23 protein-coding genes are annotated in these 23,793 nt (G+C 43.1%); 17 read left to right on the forward strand and 6 right to left on the reverse strand.

Annotated elements, in window-relative coordinates:
• Nucleotides 1-106: 106 nt before the first annotated feature.
• The gene (locus tag FXZ76_RS01995) at nt 107-514 is read right to left on the reverse strand and encodes a PaaI family thioesterase (RefSeq protein WP_079535454.1); all 408 of its coding nucleotides are present in this window, start codon (nt 512-514) and stop codon (nt 107-109) included.
• 283 nt (nt 515-797) lie between these two features.
• Here FXZ76_RS01995 and FXZ76_RS02000 point away from each other — a divergent pair, with 283 nt between their 5' ends.
• Entirely contained in the window at nt 798-1,973 is a 1,176-nt protein-coding gene (locus FXZ76_RS02000) for a M20 family metallopeptidase (RefSeq protein WP_079535455.1), read from the forward strand.
• Nucleotides 1,974-1,977: 4 nt separating this feature from the next.
• On the opposite strand, the gene FXZ76_RS02005 is transcribed toward FXZ76_RS02000, so the two are convergent.
• Nucleotides 1,978-2,943 (reverse strand): response regulator transcription factor, encoded by a 966-nt coding sequence (locus tag FXZ76_RS02005; protein WP_157887273.1) that lies wholly within the window; start codon nt 2,941-2,943, stop codon nt 1,978-1,980.
• A gap of 252 nt (nt 2,944-3,195) precedes the next feature.
• On the opposite strand from FXZ76_RS02005, the gene arcA reads away from it, so the two are divergent.
• The 12 genes from arcA to FXZ76_RS02065 all read left to right on the forward strand — a co-directional run bounded on the left by arcA (nt 3,196) and on the right by FXZ76_RS02065 (nt 14,240).
• The gene (gene arcA, locus FXZ76_RS02010) at nt 3,196-4,407 is read left to right on the forward strand and encodes an arginine deiminase (RefSeq protein WP_079535457.1); all 1,212 of its coding nucleotides are present in this window, start codon (nt 3,196-3,198) and stop codon (nt 4,405-4,407) included.
• 87 nt (nt 4,408-4,494) lie between these two features.
• Nucleotides 4,495-5,928 carry an amino acid permease gene (locus tag FXZ76_RS02015; protein WP_079535458.1) on the forward strand — a complete coding sequence of 478 codons (1,434 nt, stop codon included), beginning with the start codon at nt 4,495-4,497 and terminating at the stop codon, nt 5,926-5,928.
• A 366-nt stretch (nt 5,929-6,294) separates the two neighbouring features.
• Complete coding sequence (locus tag FXZ76_RS02020) at nt 6,295-7,509, forward strand: MFS transporter (protein WP_079535459.1); 1,215 nt, start codon at nt 6,295-6,297, stop codon at nt 7,507-7,509.
• A 290-nt stretch (nt 7,510-7,799) separates the two neighbouring features.
• A complete protein-coding gene (locus FXZ76_RS02025; RefSeq protein ID WP_079535460.1) occupies nt 7,800-8,849 on the forward strand; it encodes a DMT family transporter in 1,050 nt (349 codons plus the stop codon).
• 82 nt (nt 8,850-8,931) lie between these two features.
• Nucleotides 8,932-10,080: a double-cubane-cluster-containing anaerobic reductase gene (locus FXZ76_RS02030; RefSeq protein ID WP_079535461.1), complete on the forward strand. Its 1,149-nt coding sequence runs from the start codon at nt 8,932-8,934 to the stop codon at nt 10,078-10,080.
• Nucleotides 10,081-10,242: 162 nt separating this feature from the next.
• Nucleotides 10,243-11,514 carry a double-cubane-cluster-containing anaerobic reductase gene (locus tag FXZ76_RS02035; protein WP_079535462.1) on the forward strand — a complete coding sequence of 424 codons (1,272 nt, stop codon included), beginning with the start codon at nt 10,243-10,245 and terminating at the stop codon, nt 11,512-11,514.
• Between the two features lie 20 nt (nt 11,515-11,534).
• Nucleotides 11,535-11,792 (forward strand): DUF3343 domain-containing protein, encoded by a 258-nt coding sequence (locus FXZ76_RS02040; RefSeq protein WP_079535463.1) that lies wholly within the window; start codon nt 11,535-11,537, stop codon nt 11,790-11,792.
• 112 nt (nt 11,793-11,904) lie between these two features.
• Nucleotides 11,905-12,654, forward strand: a complete 750-nt coding sequence (locus FXZ76_RS02045; protein WP_079535464.1) for an acyl-CoA dehydratase activase — start codon at nt 11,905-11,907, stop codon at nt 12,652-12,654.
• Nucleotides 12,655-12,716: 62 nt separating this feature from the next.
• Nucleotides 12,717-13,055 (forward strand): sulfurtransferase-like selenium metabolism protein YedF, encoded by a 339-nt coding sequence (yedF, locus tag FXZ76_RS02050; RefSeq protein WP_079535465.1) that lies wholly within the window; start codon nt 12,717-12,719, stop codon nt 13,053-13,055.
• 139 nt (nt 13,056-13,194) lie between these two features.
• Entirely contained in the window at nt 13,195-13,383 is a 189-nt protein-coding gene (locus FXZ76_RS02055) for a 4Fe-4S binding protein (RefSeq protein ID WP_079535466.1), read from the forward strand.
• 253 nt (nt 13,384-13,636) lie between these two features.
• A complete protein-coding gene (locus FXZ76_RS02060) occupies nt 13,637-13,780 on the forward strand; it encodes a cell wall-binding repeat-containing protein (protein WP_147571511.1) in 144 nt (47 codons plus the stop codon).
• Nucleotide 13,781: 1 nt separating this feature from the next.
• A complete protein-coding gene (locus FXZ76_RS02065; RefSeq protein ID WP_157887274.1) occupies nt 13,782-14,240 on the forward strand; it encodes a cell wall-binding repeat-containing protein in 459 nt (152 codons plus the stop codon).
• Between the two features lie 488 nt (nt 14,241-14,728).
• Here the strand turns inward: FXZ76_RS02065 and hypE are convergent, their stop codons facing one another.
• Both hypE and nikR read right to left on the reverse strand, forming a co-directional pair.
• On the reverse strand, nt 14,729-15,781 hold the full coding sequence (gene hypE, locus FXZ76_RS02070; protein WP_079536854.1) for a hydrogenase expression/formation protein HypE: 1,053 nt from the start codon (nt 15,779-15,781) through the stop codon (nt 14,729-14,731).
• The gene (nikR, locus tag FXZ76_RS02075; protein ID WP_079535468.1) at nt 15,774-16,211 is read right to left on the reverse strand and encodes a nickel-responsive transcriptional regulator NikR; all 438 of its coding nucleotides are present in this window, start codon (nt 16,209-16,211) and stop codon (nt 15,774-15,776) included. Before nikR ends, hypE begins: the two co-directional genes overlap by 8 nt.
• Before the next feature lie 86 nt (nt 16,212-16,297).
• Here nikR and FXZ76_RS02080 point away from each other — a divergent pair, with 86 nt between their 5' ends.
• Together FXZ76_RS02080 and FXZ76_RS02085 are read left to right on the forward strand one after the other, a co-directional pair.
• The gene (locus tag FXZ76_RS02080; RefSeq protein WP_079535469.1) at nt 16,298-17,902 is read left to right on the forward strand and encodes a CTP synthase; all 1,605 of its coding nucleotides are present in this window, start codon (nt 16,298-16,300) and stop codon (nt 17,900-17,902) included.
• Nucleotides 17,903-17,957: 55 nt separating this feature from the next.
• A complete protein-coding gene (locus FXZ76_RS02085) occupies nt 17,958-18,932 on the forward strand; it encodes a tyrosine recombinase (RefSeq protein WP_079535470.1) in 975 nt (324 codons plus the stop codon).
• 285 nt (nt 18,933-19,217) lie between these two features.
• Here the strand turns inward: FXZ76_RS02085 and modD are convergent, their stop codons facing one another.
• A complete protein-coding gene (gene modD / locus FXZ76_RS02090; RefSeq protein ID WP_231961728.1) occupies nt 19,218-20,072 on the reverse strand; it encodes a ModD protein in 855 nt (284 codons plus the stop codon).
• A gap of 145 nt (nt 20,073-20,217) precedes the next feature.
• Here modD and FXZ76_RS02095 point away from each other — a divergent pair, with 145 nt between their 5' ends.
• The gene (locus FXZ76_RS02095; RefSeq protein ID WP_079536856.1) at nt 20,218-20,670 is read left to right on the forward strand and encodes a 2-thiouracil desulfurase family protein; all 453 of its coding nucleotides are present in this window, start codon (nt 20,218-20,220) and stop codon (nt 20,668-20,670) included.
• Between the two features lie 446 nt (nt 20,671-21,116).
• Here the strand turns inward: FXZ76_RS02095 and FXZ76_RS02100 are convergent, their stop codons facing one another.
• Nucleotides 21,117-21,722 (reverse strand): TetR/AcrR family transcriptional regulator, encoded by a 606-nt coding sequence (locus tag FXZ76_RS02100; protein ID WP_079535472.1) that lies wholly within the window; start codon nt 21,720-21,722, stop codon nt 21,117-21,119.
• A 385-nt stretch (nt 21,723-22,107) separates the two neighbouring features.
• On the opposite strand from FXZ76_RS02100, the gene FXZ76_RS02105 reads away from it, so the two are divergent.
• On the forward strand, nt 22,108-23,556 hold the full coding sequence (locus FXZ76_RS02105; RefSeq protein WP_079535473.1) for a radical SAM protein: 1,449 nt from the start codon (nt 22,108-22,110) through the stop codon (nt 23,554-23,556).
• Nucleotides 23,557-23,793: the final 237 nt, after the last annotated feature.

A 23,793-nucleotide genomic window follows, 5' to 3' on the forward strand; every position in this document is an offset into this window, starting at 1 on the left:
TTTCGTCGTAGAACACCTTGTCCTTCTTTCCGTTTTTCCTTTAGCTTTCCTTATGTTCGCATTGGCTAACCTCATGCGAGCGTTTTAATTATTGCACCATTTTTCTCTAAACATGCGCAATAGTTGCTGTAACGCGGGCGATTTTTCTGTCTAGGTCGTCGGTGATTAGGCAACGATAAAAACCAAGCCTGCGCCCTTCTTTGTCAACATTTGCCTCAGCGATTAGTTTTTTACCTTTTGGGGCAGAGAGATATTCGATGTTGATGTTCACGGAAACGCTTGCATCTTGTTCAATTGCTGATGCAGTGACAATCGCAAAATCGGCTAGTGTAAAAATTGCACCGCCCATTACGCTGCCTTTTTCGTTCAGGTGTTTTTCCTCTATATCAAATTCACACACAGAATGTCCAACTCCAACCTCTGTCAATCGACATCCGACAACATCGTTAGCAAAATGATCGTTAGAAAACTTTTTCTGAACGTCTTCTAGTGTTGCATCTTTTGTAAAAAGCATTACTTACCACTCATCTCCTTGTTGAAAATCCACACCACGTTAATTGAGTAACGTTTTATTTTTTACACTATTGCAACGATTGAAAGTTTGTTTTGAAGTTATCGTGGTCACTGTTCACACATTTGTTACTATGACGGGAAAAGAATTGCTTTAAAGATTATTTAGCTGTTGCTTCAGTTCGGTACTAGTTGCGGCGGTTTTAGATGGCGAAAATTTTATCTTTTGCGTGAACTATTGGCTCGCAACAGGACTTCTGGTGGTAGTTACAAAAGGGGGAAGGACTATGGATTTTTACATTAGAGCGCTTGAGCTAAAAGATGAAACAATAGCTAACAGGCGACGCATTCATGAAAATGCTGAAACTGGCCTTAATCTTCCAAAAACTGTTTCATTCGTTAAGCAAAAACTCGAGGAGTGCGGCATTGAAGCAATGCCATGTGGCAAGGGTTTAACTTTCACTTTAGGCAAGGGTGGCAAATGTATTTTGCTTCGTGCCGACATGGATGCTCTTCCTATGCGAGAGGAAAGTGGGCTTTCTTTTGCATCCAAGTCGGGGACCGAATGTCATGCATGTGGACATGATTTCCACACAGCAATGCTAATCACGGCCGCACGCATGTTAAAAGAAAGTGAAGATGATCTGCAGGGAACAGTGAAGTTTATGTTTCAGCCTGCAGAAGAAACTTTTGAGGGTGCAAAAAACATGATTGAAGCTGGCGTTTTGGAGGACCCTCATGTTGATGTTGCGCTAGCCTACCACGTTTCTCCTGGAAAAATGCCAGTCGGGATTTATATGTATAACGACAGTGGAACAATGATGAATTCCGTTGATGGTTTTAGGATTGAGGTCACTGGCCAGGGCTCGCATGGTGCCTACCCTCAAAATTCTATAGATCCAATAAATGCATTAGTTCACATTTTTAATGCTCTAGAGGCAGTTGTTTCTCGCGAAGTTGATCCATCTAAGTCGTGCGTGATGACAATTGGGCAAATCCATTCAGGGCTTGCGAACAATGTTATTCCTGAGTCGGGCTTCATGGAAGGATCCATTCGCACAAACGATGCTTCATCTCGAGACATTCTCGTGCGCAGAATGAAAGAGGTTGCCGAGAAAATAGCTTGCGCATTCGGTGCAACTGCAAAGGTGACTATGCTTTCAGAAGTGCCCCCACTCGTTTGTGATCCAGAGCTAACAAAAGCGATGGTTAAATATATGAGCGAAATGAACGTTGAAGGAATGCAGCCCTATCCTGGGATTTCTGCTTCTGCTTCCGAAGATTTTGCTGTTGTCGCTGAAAAAGTTCCTTCTGTTTTTATGTATTTATCGGCAGGCTACATGGATGAGCGTGGAGATTTTCCTGCACACAATCCTAAAGTGCAATTCAATGAAGATGTTTGTCCAATCGGCTCAGCTTGCCTTGCAGAATGCGCAACTCGTTGGCTTGCTGATAATAAATGAGTGCTTAAGCATCTTTCCAAAAGTCGCTAATGAGGTGTTTTCTGTTTGAACATTTTGTTTTTTTCAAAATGTGTCGCACATGCACTTTAACTGTGTTGTAGGAAATACAAAGAGAAGAGGCTATGTTGCTGTTGTCTTTTCCGTCAAGAATGAGTCGCAAAACATCTTCTTCCCTTTCGCTTAGTTTGTGTTTTAGAGAATATTGCGTGATGCTTTCTGGCACTTTTGTCGCGATTACGCTTGATGCTATTACCGGCGGTTTTTTGTAGCGAGACAACAAAATTCTGACTGCATCGATGCAAAAGAATGTGGCGCATGAAAGAGCTAGCAGCTCTTCTGCATAATTTCGTTCCGATCCAAATGCAAGAACTTCGCTTCCGATGGAGGGGTAGGCAAATACAATAAATGTTAGATAATCTTCAAACACAACGAGGGCGTTTAAAATCAACACTGCCCAAAACAGATATCTAAAATGATAAATTCTTGTCACAGTTTCCTTTTGTTTGCTGATTTTCCACAAAAAGAATGAATAAAGAAGAATGAAGTAAATGAAAATCGCTCGAACTGTGTAGAAAGCAAACCGTTGTTCTGGTGAGTCAGGGATTAACGCAAGCACCAACAAACTTAAAGCTACAAAAAAGTAGAGCGGTGCGATTTTAAAATAGCTTCCTTTCTGGTTGATGATGTTGTGCATCAGCAGCCAAAGAAACCCAATGTAGCCAAGGCTGGTCAAGATTGACACGAGTGAGCGAATTGGAAGATAGATTGAATTGTCTATGTTAAAACCTGTTGTAACGAGCAGCGAATCTTGAAAAATGATGACAACGTCAAGAAAATAAAAGAAGAGAGACAGCGCCGCAAACAACATCGTCTTTCTTTGCGACACAATCCAAGCGCTAAAACACACTGCACTGCTGGTTACGCTGAGGATTATCACAGTTATTGTCGCGTAGAACAGTAGCAGATTCATCTTAACGCCTTCCATAACACTTTGGTATTAGTTAGGAGTTATATCCACCACCTATGTAAATAATACCAAAATACATCTTCAGTAACCCCACAACTGCAAAAACTTCCGAAGATTGCCCCCAAAACTCAAATATAAAAGATTAAACGCATCGTACAAAGGCAATTGCGCGCACTAATTCTAGGTTTGTCTGTTTATTTCTTCGATGCAAATGTTCGTTTGTTAAATCAGTTATTTGAATGGAAAGGGGATGTAATGTCAGGTATTAACGTCAAGAGTGAAATTCAGCAACTCAAAAAAGTTCTTCTTCACCGTCCTGGCAAAGAACTTCTCAACCTCACGCCTGATACTCTTGAGGAATTGCTGTTCGACGATATTCCATTTTTGAAAGTTGCACAAGATGAGCATGACGAATTTGCTCAAGTGTTGCGAGATAATGGCGTGGAAGTTGTCTATTTGGAAGACCTCATGGCCGAGACTCTCAAGGGAAATCCAGATTTAAAGAAGCAATTCTTAGAGCAGTTTATTGCTGAAGCGGGTGTTTCTGAGAAGCGCTTGGTTGAAGCATGTTATGAACTTCTTGATGCAATTGAATGCGAAAAAGAACTCGTTTTGAAGACAATGGAAGGCGTCAATGTTGATGAGCTAGATTTGGATGAGTCGAATTTGTTGTCGGCGCTCACACAGGAAGAATCGCGACTTGTGATCAATCCAATGCCAAATTTATATTTCACGCGAGATCCGTTTGCAAGCATTGGAAATGGCGTTTCAATCAATCACATGTATTCAGTCACACGCAATCGCGAGACTATTTATGCGGAATATATTTTTAAATATCATCCAGATTACAAAGACGTTCCGCAGTATTACGACAGATATGCTGATGTTCACATTGAGGGTGGCGACATCCTAAACATCAACGACCATGTCCTTGCGATTGGTATTTCGCAGCGCACCCAGGCTGCTGCAATTGACAAAATTGCCGAAAAGATTTTTGATGCTGAGTCTTCTTCCATCGACACGATTTTGGCGTTTGACATTCCAAACAATCGCGCGATGATGCACCTCGACACTGTTTTCACTCAAATTGACGTCGATAAATTTACAATTCACCCAGGAATTATGGGAACGCTCACTGTGTTTGAGTTGAAAAAAGTCGATGGCGTAGTCGAAGTTAGCAAGATCGAAGACACTCTTGAAAATGTTTTGGGTAAATATCTCGAATGTGAAGTGAAACTCATTCCTTGTGGCGCAGGCAACCGAATTGCTGCAGAGCGCGAGCAGTGGAACGATGGCTCTAACACCCTTTGCATCGCTCCTGGTACAGTTGTTGTTTATGACAGAAACGATGTCACTAACGAAGTCTTAAGAGACCACGGAATCACAGTTCTCGAAATTTCAAGTGCTGAACTTTCGCGTGGGCGCGGCGGCCCACGTTGCATGAGCATGCCTCTTGTGCGCGGATAGGGCGCCGAGCAGGCTTTTGAATTCGAAGGTGTAGTCTGGCGGGAGAAATTCCGCCAGAAAACACGCTAAGAAGGGAAAGGATCGATTATGAATAAGGGAGTTGGTTTATTTGGCCTAATTGGTATAGTTGTTGGCGCGTGCATTGGCACTGGCGTTTTCGCTATGACTGGCCAAATCGCGGGCGTAGCTTCGCCTGGCGGTGCTTTAATTGCGTTTGCAATTGTTGGAGTTGGCTTTACCTGCCTTGCTCTTTCACTTGCAAATCTTGGAACAAAAAGGGCTGATCTCACAGGTGTTTATTCCTATGCGTCTGAAGGGTTTGGTCCTCTTGCTGGATTTATTTCGGGTTGGGGTTACTGGCTTTCTGCTTGGCTTGGTAATGTCGCCTATGCAACTTTGATTTGTCAAACTATTGGTTATTTCTATCCACCATGGTCGTTCGACGGAGGAATACCAATTCCATGTTTGATTTTTGCCTCAGTAGTCATGTGGGGCATCACAGGCCTTGTAATTCGAGGAATTGAAAGCGCTTCATTTGTTAATGCGTGCGTCATGGTTGCAAAAATTCTTGGTATCGTTGTGTTCATTCTTTTCGCTGCCATGTCGTTTAATGCTGGCATTTTGACAGAAGATTTCTGGGGCAACGTTTACAACAATTATGTTGCATCGGGTCAAGCAGGAGAAGATGCTGTTGGTCTTGGCGGCCTGCCCGAGCAAGTCATTGGCTGTTTTGTGATCATCATGTGGGCATTTATTGGCATTGAAGGAGCGACTGTTTTGTCATCTCGCGCCAGAGAAAAGCGTCATGTGTCTAAAGCGACCATTCTTGGTCTTTTGATTCTACTTGTTACCTATTTGTGCATGGCAATCATTCCATATGGTGTTATGCCCTACACTGAGGTGGCAACACTGAGTTATCCTGCCGCGACATATGTGTTTGAACAAATTATGCCTGGCTTCGGCGGCGGCTTTTTGTCTGTCGTAATCATTTTCTCAATCATTGGAGCATGGCTGTCATTTACGATTCTTCCAGTCGAAACGGCTCAGGAAATGGCAGAAGACAAGCTGTTGCCAGAATACTGGGGAAAACTCAACAAGTTTAAATCACCATTTATTGGTTTGATCATCGTTGGCATTTGTACTCAAGTCATCATGGTCACGTTAATCGTTTCGGAGGACGCCTATAACTTTGCTTTCAGCATGTGTACAGTCGCAATTGTGTTCACATGGACTCTTGCTGCGGCCTACAATCTGAAATATTCGCTAAACAAGAAAAGCTATGGTCAAGTCGCAATTGCTGCTGTGGCTGTCATCTTCTTTGTAATAGGAACAATTCTCAACGGTTGGGATTTGCTGATGTTAACTTGCATCGGTTATTTGCCAGGTTTTGTGCTTTACAGTATGGCGCTAAAAAAGCAAGGTAAGTCTTTAACGAGTGGTGAAATAGTAACGATTGTGATATTTGCGATTATTGCAGCAGGAGCTTTTGTTCTCCTCGGAATGGGAATAATAACAATCTAGGCTTTAAGAATTTGTCACAACATTAGCTCTGATTGCAACATTTGTTTGGGAGTTTTTGTCTATTTTGTTTAGCCATTGATGCTCAGGGTTTGAGAAATAAACTCATTGCATGATTGACTATTGTGAGTTTTGAAATTACGGCTGATTCTTAAAAGAAAATATTTTTAAGCAACTGTAATGAGGGCGGTGATATCCCGCCCTCATTTTTTTGCTGTCACGTCTTTAGTTGCAGCCCACATCCCTTTATTATTAACGGGCGTTTCCTCGAGATTCTTTGCTTGTTTTTCTGCCATTTGCTTGTTAATTCTTTTTTTCAAACACTGGCATTGGGTTAAAATTCTTGCGTCAAGAAAAGGTTTAGGAAGGATGGCCGTGGCAAACGACGGGGGCGATAAATTATCAAATGTAATGGCGAGCATTGGTCACATTTGTTGTGATCTCAATCAAGGTGCACTATCATCCTGTTTGCCATTTTTGATGATGTATAACGGCTTTTCCTACACCGCCGTGTCATTCTTGATTTTCTTTGCGAACATTTGTTCTGCTGTCATTCAGCCTGTTTTCGGCGCGATTGGCGACAAACACCCATGCCCTTGGTTTATGGCGCTCGGCGTTTTCCTTGCAGGTGCAGGAATTTGTCTGATTGGTTTCGCGCCGAATTATTTTCTAGTTTGCGTAGCCGCAATGATTGCTGGCACTGGAAATGCGATGTTTCACCCCGAAGGCGGTCGAATTTCTAATCTGGCTGCAGGAAATCGCAAAAGCAACGGCATGAGCATTTTTGCTGTTGGTGGAAACATTGGCTTTTTTGTTGGACCTTTTCTAGCTGCAATTTTCTTGAGCAATTTTGGAATGCATGGCACATTAATTTTTCTTGTTCCCTGCACTCTCTGTTCGGTGGCACTTCTTGCTTTTAACAAACGTTTTCGTTCTTTAGGAAAAGCAACTGATGTCTTGACAGAAGCAAAGAAACATGAGCCTGAGCACTGGAAGAACTTCTGGATAAACATGCTTGCGCTGGCATGTCGCGCAATTTTGCAATATGGCTTGCTTGCGTTCATTCCTCTTTTCTTCGTTGGTGTCTTGGGTCAGGCAGAATCGACTGGTTCGCTTGCTCTCTGTGTTTATAGCGTTGCAGGAGCCGTTGCAACTTTTATGAGTGGCAAAACTACTGAGCGGATTGGAGTTCACAAAGTCACTACAAGTTGTTTTATGCTAACTGTAATTCTTTTGGTTCTTTTTGCTTTCACCAGAAACATCTATGTAGCATGTGTTTTTGTTGCATTGCTGAGCATCACAACTGATCTTTTTTATCCAAGTCAAGTTGCGCTTGGCATGTCCTATGTTCCAAGGCATCTCGGGACCGCTTCTGGGATTTCTTATGGTCTTGTAGTTTCAGTTGGCGGAATCTTTGAGCCGTTGCTTGGTGTCGTGGGAGACCATTATGGACTTCCTGAGGTTATGATTGTGATGGCATTTGTTGCTTTCATTGGGACAGTGTGCGCGTTGATTATCCGTCGCGCCGATTCAAAATTAAAGCAATTAGGTGCATCTGCTGCTCATTCGCACGCATCTAGCTAGTTTGCAGACAAATCAGGGTAATGTCCGCATCTTCAAGGAAGAACGAACGACTTCGATGCTTAAAAGTTGACCTATTCCAACCTGTTTTTGCTAGTGTGGTTCTTTAATCATTAAGGTTTACGATAAAACCAAGAGGAAACTCTGCAATGAACTTCTATTTCCTTTACTGGATTTTTTCTTTATTTGTTGATTAACGTTTTAAAATTTTAAAGTCTGACGTGAAATAAAAATTTCTTGCATTTTTTGATAGTAGGGTTTCATAAATTTTGAGCATAAATTTTCGACAAATAGTGTTGCCAATAACAGTTGCTTTCATTTGGGGCATGGCTTTCTCAGCACAAGCTGTTTGCTCAGAACACATCAGTGTGCACTTCACGATTTTTGGAAGAAGTGTAATTAGCGCGATTGCAATGATTCCTGTTCTGATCATTCATCTTTTTAAAGTTAGAAGCGATAGGTCCCTTAGCGAAAAAACACAGCCTGTGCTTGGAGCCTGTGGAAGAACTGAGTTTGAAAGCAACGAAGCTAACCATGGGTTCACCTCGACTAGCACTAGCCATGAAGAGAAAGATTCCGCGAAGTATCAAGTAAATCACTCCAAGAGAGACTTGATTGTTGGTGCTGCGGTTTGCGGATTCTGGCTCTATATTGGCATGTTGTTTCAGCAAGCTGGAATTGCGGGCGGAGTTGACACGGGGAAGGCCGGCTTCCTCACGTCTTTATATGTAGTTCTCGTTCCGCTGTTTGGAATGGCTCTAGGAATAAAAGCTGGTTTTAAGATTTGGGTTTCGGTTGCGCTAGCTGTTTGTGGGCTTTATTTCTTAAGCTTGTCAGGAGTTGTTGTTCCTGCCACAGAGGATTTGTTGATTTTAGGCTGTGCGGCACCGTTTGCAATTTACATCTTGGCAGTTGATCACTACACAAAAAAGTGCGATACAACTCAGCTTGCTACCTTTCAACTTGTGGCATCGGCCGTCTTTTCTTTGCCAATGTTTATTGCTGATGTTGTTGTTTTTGCTGGTCCAGCAAGTGTTGAAGACATTTTGGCGACCATCCCAGCACTTTTGTATCTCGGTGTTGTGTCGGGTGCGATTGGTTTTTCTCTTGAGGCTGTTGCTCAAAAAGGCGCAAATCCAACGTTGGTAACGCTTCTAATGAGCCTCGAAAGTGTGTTTGCTGCTCTTGGCGGAGCTGTGCTTTTAGGACAGTTTATGACAGGGCGTGAGTTGTTCGGATGCACTCTGATGTTCGCTGCTGTCATTTTGAGCCAACTCCCAACATCACTCATCAAGAAACTGTTCGGTCGCTCATGCGATAAATGTCCCAAAAGTGCTGAGTGATATAATCGCAGTCACAGTTTCTCTGCGACATTTTACATCTGCGCTGAAAAATCACTAGGAGTATATTTACAAGGAGGCAATCATGCCAGCAGCACCAACAGAACTTCCTCGCACATTTGAGGGATATCAAGAAGCTCGAAAAGCCGGGTTCATGAAAGTCAAAGATTTCAAGGATAACGGCGGAAAACTTGTGGGTTATCTTTGCACCTATGCTCCCCTTGAGATTGTTGATGCGGCAGGAGCATCAGCTGTTGGGCTTTGCGGCACTTCTGATGAAGTCATTCCTGCTGCGGAACAGGTTTTGCCAACAAACCTTTGTCCGCTAATTAAATCTACCTATGGTTTTGCTTTTACTGACAAATGCCCATATACCTATTTTTCAGACGTCATCATTGGTGAGACAACTTGCGATGGCAAAAAGAAAATGTATGAGCTGTTGCAAGACATTAAAGACATGTATGTTCTTCGACTTCCTCACGATAGGTCTCGCAGTTGGGCACTTGATGCTTGGAAGCAAGAAATCATTGGCTTAAAAGAATATCTAGAGAAACGATTTGATATTGCCATCACAGAAGAGCAAATTCGTGAGGCGACAAGAAATCGCAATCGGCTTCGTCAAGCAATTTGTAATCTTTATGAGCTGCAGTTAAAAGGCACAACTGCATTTACTTCTGTTGAGTTGCTCAGTGCAATGGCAGCTGGCAGCTTCAATCTTGACGTCAACAATTTCCGTGAGACTCTAGAGTCAATGGTTGCAGAGAACAAGGGGAAGTGCAACGAAGAAAATGACAAGAAGAAAAGAATCCTTTTGACAGGTTGTCCTGCAAATGGAGTCATTAATAAAGTTGCAAAGTCTATAGATGAAAACGGCGGTGTTATTGTTTGCAGTGATTCATGCACTGGCGAGAGAACTAACCGCATGCAAATCGATCCAGATGCTCCAGACATTTATCAGGCGCTTGCTGAGAAATATATTGACATTAATTGCTCAATTATGACGCCAAACAACAGACGCATGGAAAACACAATTGAAATGTGCAAAAAATATGACGTTGATGGAGTTATTGATCTTGTTCTCAACTGTTGCCACACATTTAATGTTGAAAGTACTCTTATGCAAAAGGCTGTTGAACAATCGGGTCTTCCATATCTTAAGCTCGAGACCGACTATTCTCAAAGCGATGCAGGGCAAATCGACACACGCATCGCGGCATTCATTGAAACGATGTAGATTATTTGAGAATAGACTGATAGATGTAATTTGCTCGCCTTGCAGAAATGCGAGGCGGGCATTTTGTTTTGAGGTTTAAAATAAATGGATAGTGTCACAGTTCTGCAATGTGACTTTTCTGCGCCCACCTGCGCCATGTAATCATCTTGTTTAGGAGTATATATGACAGATTATCATCCAATGTGGGAAGACTTGGGCATGGACGTTGAGACGCACGATCAGCTTTGCGCTGTTTTGCCTCAAGCTTTCGGAGACGTTTATTTATCTCAGGAAAATCGACCAGAGGCAATGGCTTTTTGGGACATGGTTGTTGGAGAAATTCATGGTATTCGTCCAGCAGAATTAATCGAAGCGCAAAAAAATGGACAAAAAGTGTTCGGAACGTTTTGCGTGTTTGTTCCAGATGAGGTCATTATTGCTGCAAATGGCATTGTAACTGGCCTTTGTGGAGGTTCTCAATTTTGGGTTCCAGCTGGTGAAGAAGTGCTTCCAAAGAACACTTGCCCCCTCATTAAAGCCAGCGTTGGTGCTCGCTTAGGTAGAACTTGCCCATTCTTCCGCATCGCCGACATGTATGTTGGAGAAACAACATGTGATGGCAAGAAAAAAGCATATGAGATTTTGGCCGAAGACGTGCCAATTCACATCATGGATTTGCCTCAGATGAAGCGCGAATGCGACTACAAAAAGTGGGAAGACGAAATTCGCAGTTTCATCAAAGTTGTTGAAGACTTTACAGGCAATGAAATTACTGCAGAAAAGCTTGCAGATGCGATTAAAGTTGTTAACGCGAAGCGTGCTGCAATGAAGAGAGTTTATGAATGCCGTAAGGCTGAGAAACTTCCAATTTCTGGCAAAGACGTGTTGTTGATGACGCAAATTGCATTCTTTGACGACCCTGCTCGTTGCGCAGAGATGTGCAACAAACTTGCTGACGAATGTGAGCAGAGAATTGCCGATGGTGTTAGCGTGTTCCCAGCGGGGACGAAGCGCATCATGATTACAGGCACTCCAATGGCTATTCCAAATTGGAAATTGCATCACATAATTGAAACGAGTGGTGCCGCCGTTGTTTGTGAGGAGTGCTGCACTGGCACACGCTATTTTGAAAACATGGTTGATGAAAGTGGATCCACGATTGATGAGCAGGTCACAGCACTTTCAAATCGCTACATGATGAACAATTGCGAGTGCTTTACGCCAAATCCTGGTCGAAAAGAAGACATTTTGAGACTTGCTAAAGAATACAACGTAGACAGTGTTATTGATGCTCATCTCATGTTCTGCAATCTTTATGACACGGCAGGACGTGGTGTTTCGCAAGCTCTTGATGAGGCTGGAATTCCATGCCTGACTCTTGAGACTGACTACACCGACAACGATGCAGAGCAATTACGAACTAGAATTCAAGCGTTCATTGAGATGCTCGACTAGAACTGGAGTCGAAGGACGAATTGAGCACTAAGTGCTACATTTTAGTTAAAAGTCACACTGAAGGGATGGCGCTATTTGAGTTTTTGAGGTCTCAAGACTTTGAAGCTCGGGTGGCGCCGTCACCTCGTGAAGCGAGAAGCGAGTGCGGAATGAGTTTACTTTGCAGTTGCGAGCAAATTGATTCTGCAATGGCATTAGCGCAAAAACATGGTTTAAAGTTTGACAAAAAGATGGAGGTCGAGCAAACTTTCGACATTCACAGGAACAAATTCTGTTAAAGGATTCTTTGCAGAATGAGTTGGTGTTTTTTTACAATGTTTGAAGTGGCTCAACTATCCTGTTAGCGTTTTAAAAGGCTTATTTATTAGTGTGGAAGGCAAAAGAGTTTAAATGTTGGCAATAGGTATTGATATTGGCTCAACTTCTGCAAAAACTGCTGCTGTTAAAGATGGCGACCTTGTTTTTACAAAAGTTGTTCCAACAGGTTACAACAGTGTAGATGCTGCTGATAGATTAAAAGAAGACCTTTCAAATGCAGGTTATCCAATAGAAGATGCCGACGGAATTGTTGCCACTGGCTATGGTCGAATTTCAGTTCCATTTGCCGACAGAACAATAACAGAAATCACTTGTCATGGAAAGGGTGCCGCCTTTTTGTTTGAGGGCGACATGACAGTAATTGACATTGGTGGACAGGACACAAAAGCAGTGCAGCTTCGCAATGGTCATGTTGATAAATTCCTGATGAATGACAAATGCAGTGCTGGCACAGGAAAATTTTTGGAAGTAATGGCTAACCGACTTGGGCTCACATTGACAGAGCTTTGTGAACTTGCGAGAAATGGCGAAGAAACACCAATTTCTTCGATGTGTACTGTGTTCGCGGAAAGTGAAGTAATATCTCTCATTGGAAAAGGAACTCCTCGTGAAAACATTGCTCGCGGTGTAATCGATTCCGTTGTCACAAAAGTCTGCTCTCTTGTTAATCGCGTAGGCGGAACAAACTTTGCGCTAACTGGTGGGCTTTGTGATGAGAGTTATATCGTTGAGGCTTTGTCAAAAGCACTTGGTGGGCCTGTTTTAACTTGCCCGAATGCTCGATATGCAGGCGCTATTGGTGCAGCATTGAGCGTTAAATAAAGGTTATTCTCTCATTAAATTTGAGAATAAATAAAAACACTCTCTAACGAAAGGAAGAAACAATGAGTGGAAAAGTAGTTTTGATTGCAACAGACAAAATGGGTCATGGCGACGATGTGCTTGGAAAAAAACTCATGAAAGCATTTACATATGCATTGAGTGAGGCTGAGGAACTCCCATCACACGTTCTTCTTTATAACGGTGGTGCATTTCTTTCACAAGAAGGTGCAGAAACTGTTGAGGACCTTAAAAAGCTCGAAGAAAAGGGTGTTGAGATTCTCACATGCGGCACATGCACAGAGTTCTTTGAGATTTCAGAAACTGTTGCAGTAGGATCAATCACCAACATGTATGAAATCGTTGAGATTTGCACTGAAGCAGACAGCGTTATTCGCCCATAGTTGTTTTTTATAATGGTTAGCGGTTGCATACTGATGATATGAGTAAACCAATCATCAATTTTTTAGTGAAGTTCGGCATTTTTTGTGTATAGTTCTTTTAGTTACTTTAGACATTAAAAATAAGTAAAGGAGTATATATATGCCACGTCCAATTCTTGACACTACAGAATGCATCGCTTGCGAAGTTTGTGTTGAAGCTTGCCCACAAGGTGTTCTTGCTGTGAAAAGCGACGTCGTAGAAGTGGTAGACGAAGAGAGCTGCATCGGCTGCGGCGACTGCATGGAGGAGTGCCCAATGGGGTGCATCACAGAGATTCAGGAAGACTAGTTCCTGCTTTCTTCTAACACCAACTTTTCAAAGAGGCTCGTATGAGCCTCTTTTTTTGTACTTTTCCAAATGCCTGCCAAAATTGCGCTTTTAAGTTCTTGCTCTCTTCTTAAGAATTGCGCTTGATTTGGGCCTGTGCCCGAGCTTGAGCAAGGTCGCATATGCTGAATAACAAACCACAGTCACAACTGATACAGCTGTTCAACAGGAGGAAAAAACTGCTCCCCAAGATCAAGCTCAGAATTCACAGACTGTGGATGAGCAAAAAAACTCCGTTGAGATGCCTTATGTTGTTGCCCCAGGTGCAGGCTATCACGATGCTCTTGGCGCTGGCAGCTATGCAGCCGCAAAGAAAGAATTTATTCTTCTTGTGAACCACGATGGCGACAATTCTTAAAATGGTCGAAAAGGCAAAAGCACATGAGTCGGCAACAATTCTCAGGGGAAAGTTCGCTGTGCCTGCTCAAGTTGAGGCTTGCCTTAATAACGCTGGTGTCAAAGCAACCCGCATCGCAGGTGATGATGCATACGAGACGAATTTTAAGTTCGTAGGAAATGCTCTAAAAGTTGGACTAACTCTTGATAATGTAGGAGTTAGCTCTGGGCTTGGATATTATGACGCTCTTGGTTCGTCGCACATCTTGGGCAAGTCAAACAGTGTTATGTTCCTTGTTTCAAAGGACGAATCGTTGAACCAGAAGGCATATGACATGCTGAAAAACTCCCGGGTACCGCTCTATAAAGCACGTGTCTTCGGTGGACAAGCTGTTATCACTGATGAAACAGTTGGCAAGATTGATGGAAAACCTCGAATAGGGCAATTTTGGAAACTATTAGCGAAAGAATTGACTAAATAGATGATTTAGGTTTTCTATAAGTCGCTTGCTTGTTGGTTGTAGGCGACTTCAGCTAAAAGGAATGGATCCGGCTAGTTGCCGGAGCCATTTTTATGCATCAAAAACGATGAGAGTCAGTTTTTGACAGTTGAGTCGCTATTTTCTTTTGAGTTATTGATTTTTGAAGGTTGATTGCAAAAGTGACATGTTAGCAAGATGCAGACTAGTCTAGCTCACTCATCATGCAACTTCACTGTTTTAGTCTGATAAAAAAGAAGCGTGCGAAGTACTCGCACGCTTTAGCAGCACTCGCCTTGAGGTAAGGATGAACACATCTTTATAAAAAAGATGGTGTCCGCAATTTGTTTCACAGCTTTTCGAGCAGTGAAGTGGCAAACAAGTTGCCAAATCAGTGACGAATTCCTAATCCACAAATAATCTAAGACTCCTTAGGCGTAGTCGTTGGTCCATCGCAAAAATGAACCCTCAAAACAAGTGCTGAGTTAATTTTAGCAAATGCGAGGCAGCAAATCGCCAACTAACATGTCGAGTATTCGTTTTGAGCCGAGAGCGGTTTTGACCAAAACTCGTGCACCTGCTTCACTGTTAGTTGCCTCAAATGTTTTGCCAATAATGGCAGCGTCGCGCCCATATTCATTCAACTTGCATGCTGCAAGAGCAGCCTCTGCTTCACTCTCTGGAACAACAATAACGAATTTGCCTTCGTTTGCAACTTGATAAACATCAAAGCCAAGCATTTCGCATGCGCCTGCCACTTCCGGTTTGACAGGCACTTTCGTTTCGTCTATCTCGATTGAAACGCCACTCATTTGAGCAAATTCATTTAGAGTTGAAGCGAGGCCTCCTCGAGTTGGATCTCGGAAGCAAACCGTGTGAGGAGCTGCTTTCAAAACGTCAGCAACGAGATGATTTAGTGGTGCCGCATCAGTTTTGAGGTTATTTGTGAAATTTAAGTTTTCACGCTGCGACATTATGGTGATTCCGTGGTCTCCAAGAGAACCCGAGACAATCACACTCATGTTTGGTTCGATGTTGCGCGCAGTTAATTCAACACCTTCAGGAATGATTCCAATCCCCGATGTGTTGATGTAAATTCCGTCGCACTTTCCTTTGTTCACAACTTTAGTGTCACCTGTGACGACTTCCACACATGCTTCGTCAGCTGCGTCTTTAATGGAATGGCAAATTTTCTTCAAGTCATCAATTGGGAAGCCTTCCTCCAAAATAAAGGCTACAGAAATTGCGACTGGAATTGCACCCGCCGTTGAGACATCGTTTACTGTTCCGCACACCGCTAAGCGCCCAATGTCGCCGCCTGGAAAAAATTGAGGAGTTACTACAAAAGAATCGGTTGAATAGGAGACCTTAAAGTTTCCACTAATTCCACGGGTCTTTGCGATTGATACAAGGTCTAATGCAGCCGCATCGTCGCTTGTCTTTAGCTCATCTTTCGCGTATTCTGCCTTAAACACCTCATCTATCAGGTGCTCCATCATCGAACCACCGCTGCCGTGCCCCATCATTATTGTTTCATTAACCATGATGGTGACCTTTGTCTTCATGAATTGCGGTGAGAACGAGTTTTCCAGTGTCGACGCCTTTTGTTCCCATAATTTTGTCGGCAATCAGGCGAACAACTTCGTTTTCGCCGCGCAAAATGATGACCTCAAGGCAAGAATGTGGGTCAACATGCACATGGGTTGTCGAGATGATGTTTGGGCAAAATTGATGCTGGATTTCGTGCAAGCGATCGCTCAGGTCATTTGAGTGATGATTGTATGCAATTGTTAGTGTGCCAATCACTTGTGTGTCGGGCACTGAAATTTCTTGTTCCTGAATTGCATCGCGAACGAGGTCGCGAATCACTTCCGAGCGGTTTGTTCCATCTCCTCTGCGTGCAACCAGTTTGTCAAGTTTAAGACAAAGTTCCTGGGGCATTGCAACTGAAAATCTGATTAGGTCTCCGTTCATTTTCCCTCCCTTGAATAATGATTATACAACCGTCGTTTGCTACAATAAATTTATCTAAGGTCTCAAACTAATTTAAGGAAAATTCAATGACGAAACACATTTTTGTTACGGGCGGTGTTGTGTCAAGCCTCGGTAAGGGAATCACGGCGGCTTCCCTTGGTCATCTGCTAAAGTCTCGCGGTTACAAGGTGACCATGCAGAAGATGGATCCCTATTTAAACGTGGATCCGGGCACAATGAGTCCTTTTCAGCACGGTGAAGTTTTTGTGACGGAAGATGGGCACGAGGGTGACCTAGACTTGGGTCATTATGAGCGATTCATCGATGAGAACTTGACTCGTGAGTCGAACTTTACGCAGGGCTCAATCTATCAAACTCTCATTTCTCGCGAGCGTCGCGGCGATTTTCTTGGCGGAACTGTGCAAGTTATTCCGCATGTTACCGAAGCCATTAAAGAGCGACTCACGCGCATTGCCGAGCAATCAAATGCCGACATCGTTATTTCAGAAATTGGTGGCACAGTTGGTGACATTGAATCAACTCCTTTTATTGAGGCAGTTCGTCAATTCAAAAAGCAGCACAATCCTCAGGATGTCATTTTTATCCACGTGGCACTTGTTCCCTACATTGCAGCTGCGCACGAGGTAAAAACGAAGCCTTGCCAGCATTCGGTCAAAGAGCTTCGCAGCCTTGGTGTTCAGCCTGACTTCATCGTTTGCAGAAGCGACCACGACGTAAACGAGCAACTCCGTGAAAAGATTGCTCTTTTTTGCGACGTTCCAGTTGATCATGTGGTGAATTGCATTGACGCGCCTTCTATTTATGATGTTCCAATTGCCTTGTATGAGCAGGGCTTTGATTGTGCCGTTCTTGACAAACTTGGTCTTGATCGACGTGAGGCTGATCTCTCTAATTTAAATAAATTTTTGGCAGACACGAAAAACTGCGAAGGCGACGTTGACATTGCAATTGTTGGAAAATACACCGACCTTCATGATGCCTATCTCTCAGTCATTGAAGCCCTCACACACTCTGGCGTGTTTCATGGAAAAACCGTTCACTCGCACCTCATAAACGGAGAAGAGTTAAACGAGAGCAACGTTGATGAAATTTTGAGCAAGTTTGACGGGATTCTTGTTCCTGGTGGCTTTGGTGTTCGTGCATTTGAAGGAAAGATTTTGGCAGCGAAATATGCTCGCGAGCATGAAGTTCCATTCCTCGGGATTTGTCTTGGCCTTCAAGCTGCTGTCGTTGAATTTGCAAGAAATGTTGCAGGTCTTGAAGGTGCAACTTCAACTGAATTTGATGAAGATGCGCAATATCCTGTTATTGATCTCATGCCTGAGCAGGAAGATGTCGAGGACAAAGGCGGTACGATGCGCCTTGGTGCCTATCCATGCAAGGTAGCGCCTGACACAAAGGCATTTGAGGCCTATGGCGAAGAACTCATTTATGAGAGGCATCGTCATCGTTATGAAGTTAACAACGCCTATCGTGATGCACTGACAGAGGCAGGACTTGTTATCAGCGGTTTGTCACCCGACGCTCGTCTTGTGGAAATGGTTGAGATTCCTAACCATCCATGGTTTGTCGCTAGTCAGGGGCATCCTGAGTTCAAGAGCCGCCCATGGAAAACACATCCTTTGTTCCGCTCTTTCGTTGGGGCAGCAATAGAGCGCAAATTTAAGTAGTTTTTCGCCTTTATAGAGCTTGCGGAATTTTTGAGTTCAAGCAGGTTAGACATCATTGGACGTTAGGTTACTAACAGAGCAATTTCTGGAAGCACTTCGCTGGGAGCGAGGTGCTTCTTCTTCTACTATTGAGAGCTATGCACGTGATTTGGGTGTTTATTGCGACTGGCTTGATTCTGTTGGAGTTGATGACGCCGAACAGATAACGACCGATGTTGCAGTTAGATTTCAACAGCATTTAATCCTTCAAAAACTTGCGAGGTCAACTGTCAAGCGGCGCATGGCTGGCGTTAGATCTTTTCATAAATTCCTACAATGTGAAGGATTTCTCGAGGTTAATCCTGCCTCACGCATTCCATTGCCAAAAGTTCCATCCAATTTGCCACAGACCCTAACTGTTGAGCAGGTGGGAGACTTGATTGACAAATATGCGGCGATTAAACGCTACAAAAACGACGTTTATGACGATGCGCATAAGGTTTGGTCTAGCGAACTGATTGTTCGCGACGTAGCAATTCTTGAAGTTCTTTATGGCTGTGGATTGCGTGTTTCGGAGCTAATCAACATGAACACTGAAGACGTTCAGGTTGAAAAAGATGCGACTGATGGATTTGTGAGAGTTATGGGCAAGGGCAATAAGGAACGGTTTTCGCCAATTGGGGGAAGCGGTCTTCAGGCTTTAAAGAAATATGTTGAAGAGGCACGTCCAACTTTGGCTCGCAAAGCAAAATCAATTTCGCAAGATGCTTCACGTGCCGTTTTTTTGAATGCGAGAGGCGCTCGCATGACGCGACAACGGGTTTTTATGGTCGTGCAGACAGCTGGTGAAACAATTGGAATTGAGAAGCTGCATCCGCATGAGCTTCGCCATTCCTATGCCACGCACATGCTTGCGGGAGGTGCTAGCCTTCGACTTATTCAAGAAGCTTTAGGACACTCTTCAATTTCAACAACGCAAATCTACACCCATGTCGATCTTTCGCACATTCGCGAAGAATACATGGCATCTCACCCTCGCGCGGGACTTTAAGGATTGAATCTCTTTTTTTACCAAACCGCTTGCAATTTAGCAAGGTATTCAAATAGCGCAATCTTCGAATCGAAATTAGTGTTGCTCTAATTGTGTTTTGCTTGAGTTTTTTTCTGAAACTTTTGTTGTCGCCAATTTTCGATTCGATGAACTTGGCTTGGTTTGAGAAGGGTTAAGTTGGGCATTGTCTTTCGCGTTTGTGAAAAAATTCAAGGATTTACACATCCTATTAAGGAGAGAAAGTCAGCCTGGATTAAACAGATTTGCACTGATTGCTGATAGTTTTTAAGCTATGGTCATCCTGGCGCTCATGTCGAGGGGCTTTGCAGAGAAAGGTGCTGTAGTTGCAAGGCCATCAACGCCTGTTGCTGCATATTCGCGCGTGTTTTGTGGGTTAATGCCTCCCGCTGCTATGAGTGTGATGCGGGGGTCAATTTCCTTTAATTCTTTTACTAATTTGATTAGCTCCTGCGGTTTCATTTTGTCGACCTGAATGCCGTCAACTCCAGCTCTGGCAAGTTGCACAGCTTGTTCCTCATTGGCTTCGACAAACAGTTTCTTTTCAATGCAGTGAGATTTGATTTCTGGGAGTTTTTCCAGGAATGCATCAAAGCCTCCCATGAACGTGATGTGTTGGTTAAACACTAGCACCGTTTCTGACAATCCAAGACGATGAGGAAATCCACCGCCTGCCATTACGGCACTTGTCAGCAGGTCTTTGCATCCTGGCATCGATTTTCGAGTTGTTAGAATTTCGCAACAGCTGTTGACGCTGTGAGCAGCGTTGACCATTTGTTTTGTTTTGGTGGCGACAGCCGAGAGGTGGTCAAACAAATTCAAACAAACTTTCCAAGTTGCGTGCAGGTCGGCTGATTTCCCAGCGAGTCTCATGAACGTGCTGCCAGCATGCAGCTCTGTTCCGCTGCTTGTCGCGCTCAAGACTTCGCATCCTAGTTCAGTTGCAATGCGTGACGCGAACTCAGTGCCTGCAAGAATGCAATCCTCACGTGTGAAATATTCCATTTCTCCTGGTTCGTTTCCGATGCCCAAGATTTCGCATGTTAGGTCAATGTAGGGGATGTCTTCAGCTATCAGATGATCGAGACGCTCGTTTGAAATTCGAACCATGATAGACCTCACTGTGCTCTAAATTATTCAATCGTGAATTTGACTGTGAGATTAGGATAATAATTTTCATAAATTGTGTAAATAGCTGTGCTTTCCTTATGATTTTAACTTGAGATGCGAATGCGACAGTTTTTAGCTAATGAGAGGAATTGTTGTCATGAAGGTTTTAGTTAGCGCATGTTTACTCGGAGATAATTGTAAATATGATGGAGGCAATAATCGAAACGAGTCAGTAATAAAGTTTGTCGCTGGCCATAAAGTGGTCCCAGTTTGCCCTGAAGTCCGGGGAGGTTTACCCACTCCTCGTGAACCATCGGAATTAATCGGCAACAGGGTCATAAGCAAGGATGGCATTAGCGTTGACGAGCAATTTCGCACCGGGGCAAAAGAAGCACTGACTATCGCTCTTGAAAACGAGGTTGACATGGCGATCCTTCAATCTCGCAGCCCCAGTTGTGGCGTCAATGAAGTTTATGACGGAACATTTACTGACACATTGATTCCTGGCCGCGGCATCTTTGCGCAGATGCTTGATGATGCAGGAATTAAGGTCATTGATGCTTCGTTTATCGCTGGTGCTTTAGCATGGCCTTTTTTCATCAACCCTTGATTTGGTCGATTCGCAAATCTTACTCTTGCCTTTGATGGAAGGAGAACGTTGTTTATCCCTAGCTTGTAAAATTTCTCAGGCGCGTCTTTGAGCTCTTCCCAAACGCCTGGGGCAAGAACTCCAGCAACACTAGTGCCTCGTGATTCCGCTTCGCAACACAGATTTTCAAGCCATCGCGTTTTACCACATTGTATGTCGCCCGTTAAAAGAAACAGCACGGTTCTTCCTGCATAAGACTATGTTTTTATCTTTACTCTCTAATTAATTTACTCTTCTTTAAGTTATTTCAGCGTTAATATCTCGCGTTTGGTTGTTTTGTCTGTGCTTTATTCTAGATTTTGAGCTATCCCACCGTTTTAGTTATTTCTCTCTCCCTATATTCCCTACATTCAAAGCTTGCCTCTATTGGTCTTGTTTCATTGGCGTTTTGAACACGTAGTTTTCACCTATTCTTCAAGAGCACCGTTAAGACCTTGAGCCATCGCTTTTGCTACAACTTGAGCAATTTCATCGAATGGTGTGTCGTCGCCTGAATTGTACCAATACTCATATGTGTGGAACACTCCGCTCAGGATGTAGTGTGCATAGTAATTTGCATTTTTCAAAGGTTTTAATCCATGAAGCTTCCGCTCTTTGTTGATGATATCTTCCCACATGGGCTGAAAAATTGCTGTGACTCTCGCGACTGGATATTTGCTGACAAAAACTGGGTTAAAAAGGCGAGCCCGCCGATACATGTCACCGAGTTCTTTTGCTATCGCGTCAACATCTAGCGGGAGTTTTTCGAACAATCCGATTTTCTCAATTCTCTCTCTGGTCTTTTCTGCATGATCAAGTGTCATGGTGTCGAAAATGTCATCTACGGAACTAAAGTGCAAATAAAAAGTCTTACGATTGATGTTTGCCTCTCGTGCAATTGCACTCACTGTGATTTTTGAATATTCTGTGTTCAGCAGAAGGCGAGAGAGCGCATCTTCTATCGCTTTGCGTGTTTTTATTACGCGTCTGTCAACGTTCTTTTCTGGCTTTCTTTTTTTGGCTTCTTCTGTCATCTTTCCTTTAATCCTTTTGTTTTTTAAAGACTTAATGCCTAGGTGAGTAGCATCAGCTCAACCTAAACGACGAACTGCTCAATCACATTTGTTCTTATCATTACCTTTCTTGGACTTTAGTTCTTCTAACTCGCATATTGCTCCCTGCTCACATAGGTTTTTGCTTCATGACAATTTGTCACATTGTTTTCTTGGAACCCTCTCACCGAATAAATTAAGAAATAATCAACACATTAGTCATTGATGGTGATTATTCCTCAACTGTGTGATAACTGCCTATTGTCAAAGCTCGTATCTTCAATATTATTACTCATGTGGTGGAAAAACCACAGTTGTGTATTAGTTTTTACGACTGCTAAATTTGCAGTTGAAAGGAGGCAATGCGATGGCAGCATTGGATTCGGTTAAGCGTGCAGGGCTTAACAAAATGGTTGATTATTTGTTTGAGGACCCTGAGGAGCGCTTTCCTAAAGCTATGGAGATGGTTGATAAAATTGCACCTGAAGCTCTCTTCGCATCACAGCGTCTTGCATTCAAGAATGCTATCGCTCAGCACAATAACTGGTATCAACTTCTTTTAAAACTTGCCGATTTGAACCCTGAGATGAGCAATCGCATAATTAAGACCTTCATTGTTGATTCGAATCTCATGGTGTGGGGCGAACAGGAAAAAAATCGTGATAAATATAAATGCAACATTCCGTGGACTGTTTTGCTAGACCCAACGAGCGCTTGTAATCTTCATTGCACAGGTTGTTGGGCAGCAGAATATGGTCACAAGCTCAACTTGTCTTATGATGACATTAATTCAATCATCGAGCAGGCTAAGGCGCTCGGCACTCACGTGTTTATCTACACTGGTGGTGAGCCACTTGTGAGAAAGCACGATTTGATTAAAATTTGTGAAGCTCACCCCGATTGCGTATTCCTTTGTTTTACTAATGGAACACTCATTGATGAGGAGTTCTGCCAAGACATTATTCGAGTCGCCAACTTTGTCCCTGCAATTTCTGCGGAAGGTTTCGAAGAAGCAACTGATGCACGACGTGGAAAGGGCGTATTTAAGAAAGTTCAAGATGCAATGGAGCTTCTTCGCAAGCATAAACTCCCATTTGGCGTTTCTTGCTGCTACACTTCTCAAAACGCAAGTTCAATTGCAAGTGAAGAATATTTTGACTATCTGATTGATCAAGGTGCATTGTTTGCTTGGATTTTCTCGTTTATGCCTGTCGGATATGACACAACAGCTGATTTAATTCCAACAGCACAGCAGCGCAAGGACCTATACACTTTCGTGCGTAAAATGCGCGAATCAAAACCATTATTTACGCTTGATTTCCAGGATGATGGTGAATTCGTTGGCGGATGCATTGCTGGTGGTCGTCGTTATTTGCACATTAACGCTGCTGGCGACGTTGAGCCTTGCGTTTTTGCTCATTATTCAAATTGCAACATTCATGATGTTAGCCTTCTAGAGGCGCTTCAGTCTCCAATTTTTATGGAGTATTATTACGAGCAGCCATTTGATGGAAATTACCTGCGTCCTTGCCCAATTCTTGAAAACTCAGGTGCTCTTGCGGAGATGGTTAAACGCGCCGGTGCAAAATCTACGGATCTTCAGCACGAGGAATCAGCTGAACACCTTTGCGCTAAAACTAAGGCGTTTAGTGAGGAGTGGGCTCCAGTTGCAAAAGAACTTTGGGAGAATCCTCAAGATCCTTTGTTCGAAAAGAGGCACGACAAGAGACAAGGCATGGCTGACACCGACTTGCACAAGTTTGAGCGCCTAGAAAAGGAAGGACGAGAGATTCATTATTGTGGAGGCTTAAAGTAGCTTTTGATAATTTGTGTTGTCCCTTTAAAATGTTGTCAGACATAAATGAGTTACAAAAACTCTTTTGTTATGCATTTAGACATTGTACGTTGGGATTTTTGCGCAAAGAAATGAGCTATTAAATGGTTTCAATGATTTCTTTTTAGGATTTATATTTATTAGCGAGTTTTCAATAAATGCTATTTAATTTATAGTTTGTAAGAGATCTTTAGATTTCTGGCTGTGCTTTATTGAATT

The sequence above is a fragment of the Phoenicibacter congonensis genome, from assembly GCF_902386915.1.
GTDB classification, from domain to species: Bacteria; Actinomycetota; Coriobacteriia; order Coriobacteriales; family Eggerthellaceae; genus Phoenicibacter; species Phoenicibacter congonensis.

Coding starts and splice junctions, on each gene's coding strand:
- FXZ76_RS02030 (WP_079535461.1), top strand. CDS start 8,932: ATGCCAGCAGCACCAACAGAACTTCCTCGCACATTTGAGGGATATCAA.
- FXZ76_RS02055 (WP_079535466.1), top strand. CDS start 13,195: ATGCCACGTCCAATTCTTGACACTACAGAATGCATCGCTTGCGAAGTT.
- arcA (WP_079535457.1), top strand. CDS start 3,196: ATGTCAGGTATTAACGTCAAGAGTGAAATTCAGCAACTCAAAAAAGTT.
- yedF (WP_079535465.1), top strand. CDS start 12,717: ATGAGTGGAAAAGTAGTTTTGATTGCAACAGACAAAATGGGTCATGGC.
- hypE (WP_079536854.1), bottom strand. CDS start 15,781: ATGGTTAATGAAACAATAATGATGGGGCACGGCAGCGGTGGTTCGATG.
- nikR (WP_079535468.1), bottom strand. CDS start 16,211: ATGAACGGAGACCTAATCAGATTTTCAGTTGCAATGCCCCAGGAACTT.
- FXZ76_RS02065 (WP_157887274.1), top strand. CDS start 13,782: ATGGTCGAAAAGGCAAAAGCACATGAGTCGGCAACAATTCTCAGGGGA.
- FXZ76_RS02105 (WP_079535473.1), top strand. CDS start 22,108: ATGGCAGCATTGGATTCGGTTAAGCGTGCAGGGCTTAACAAAATGGTT.
- FXZ76_RS02100 (WP_079535472.1), bottom strand. CDS start 21,722: ATGACAGAAGAAGCCAAAAAAAGAAAGCCAGAAAAGAACGTTGACAGA.
- FXZ76_RS02020 (WP_079535459.1), top strand. CDS start 6,295: ATGGCCGTGGCAAACGACGGGGGCGATAAATTATCAAATGTAATGGCG.
- FXZ76_RS02035 (WP_079535462.1), top strand. CDS start 10,243: ATGACAGATTATCATCCAATGTGGGAAGACTTGGGCATGGACGTTGAG.
- FXZ76_RS02000 (WP_079535455.1), top strand. CDS start 798: ATGGATTTTTACATTAGAGCGCTTGAGCTAAAAGATGAAACAATAGCT.
- FXZ76_RS02045 (WP_079535464.1), top strand. CDS start 11,905: ATGTTGGCAATAGGTATTGATATTGGCTCAACTTCTGCAAAAACTGCT.
- FXZ76_RS02095 (WP_079536856.1), top strand. CDS start 20,218: ATGAAGGTTTTAGTTAGCGCATGTTTACTCGGAGATAATTGTAAATAT.
- FXZ76_RS02080 (WP_079535469.1), top strand. CDS start 16,298: ATGACGAAACACATTTTTGTTACGGGCGGTGTTGTGTCAAGCCTCGGT.
- FXZ76_RS02015 (WP_079535458.1), top strand. CDS start 4,495: ATGAATAAGGGAGTTGGTTTATTTGGCCTAATTGGTATAGTTGTTGGC.
- FXZ76_RS02005 (WP_157887273.1), bottom strand. CDS start 2,943: ATGAATCTGCTACTGTTCTACGCGACAATAACTGTGATAATCCTCAGC.
- FXZ76_RS01995 (WP_079535454.1), bottom strand. CDS start 514: ATGCTTTTTACAAAAGATGCAACACTAGAAGACGTTCAGAAAAAGTTT.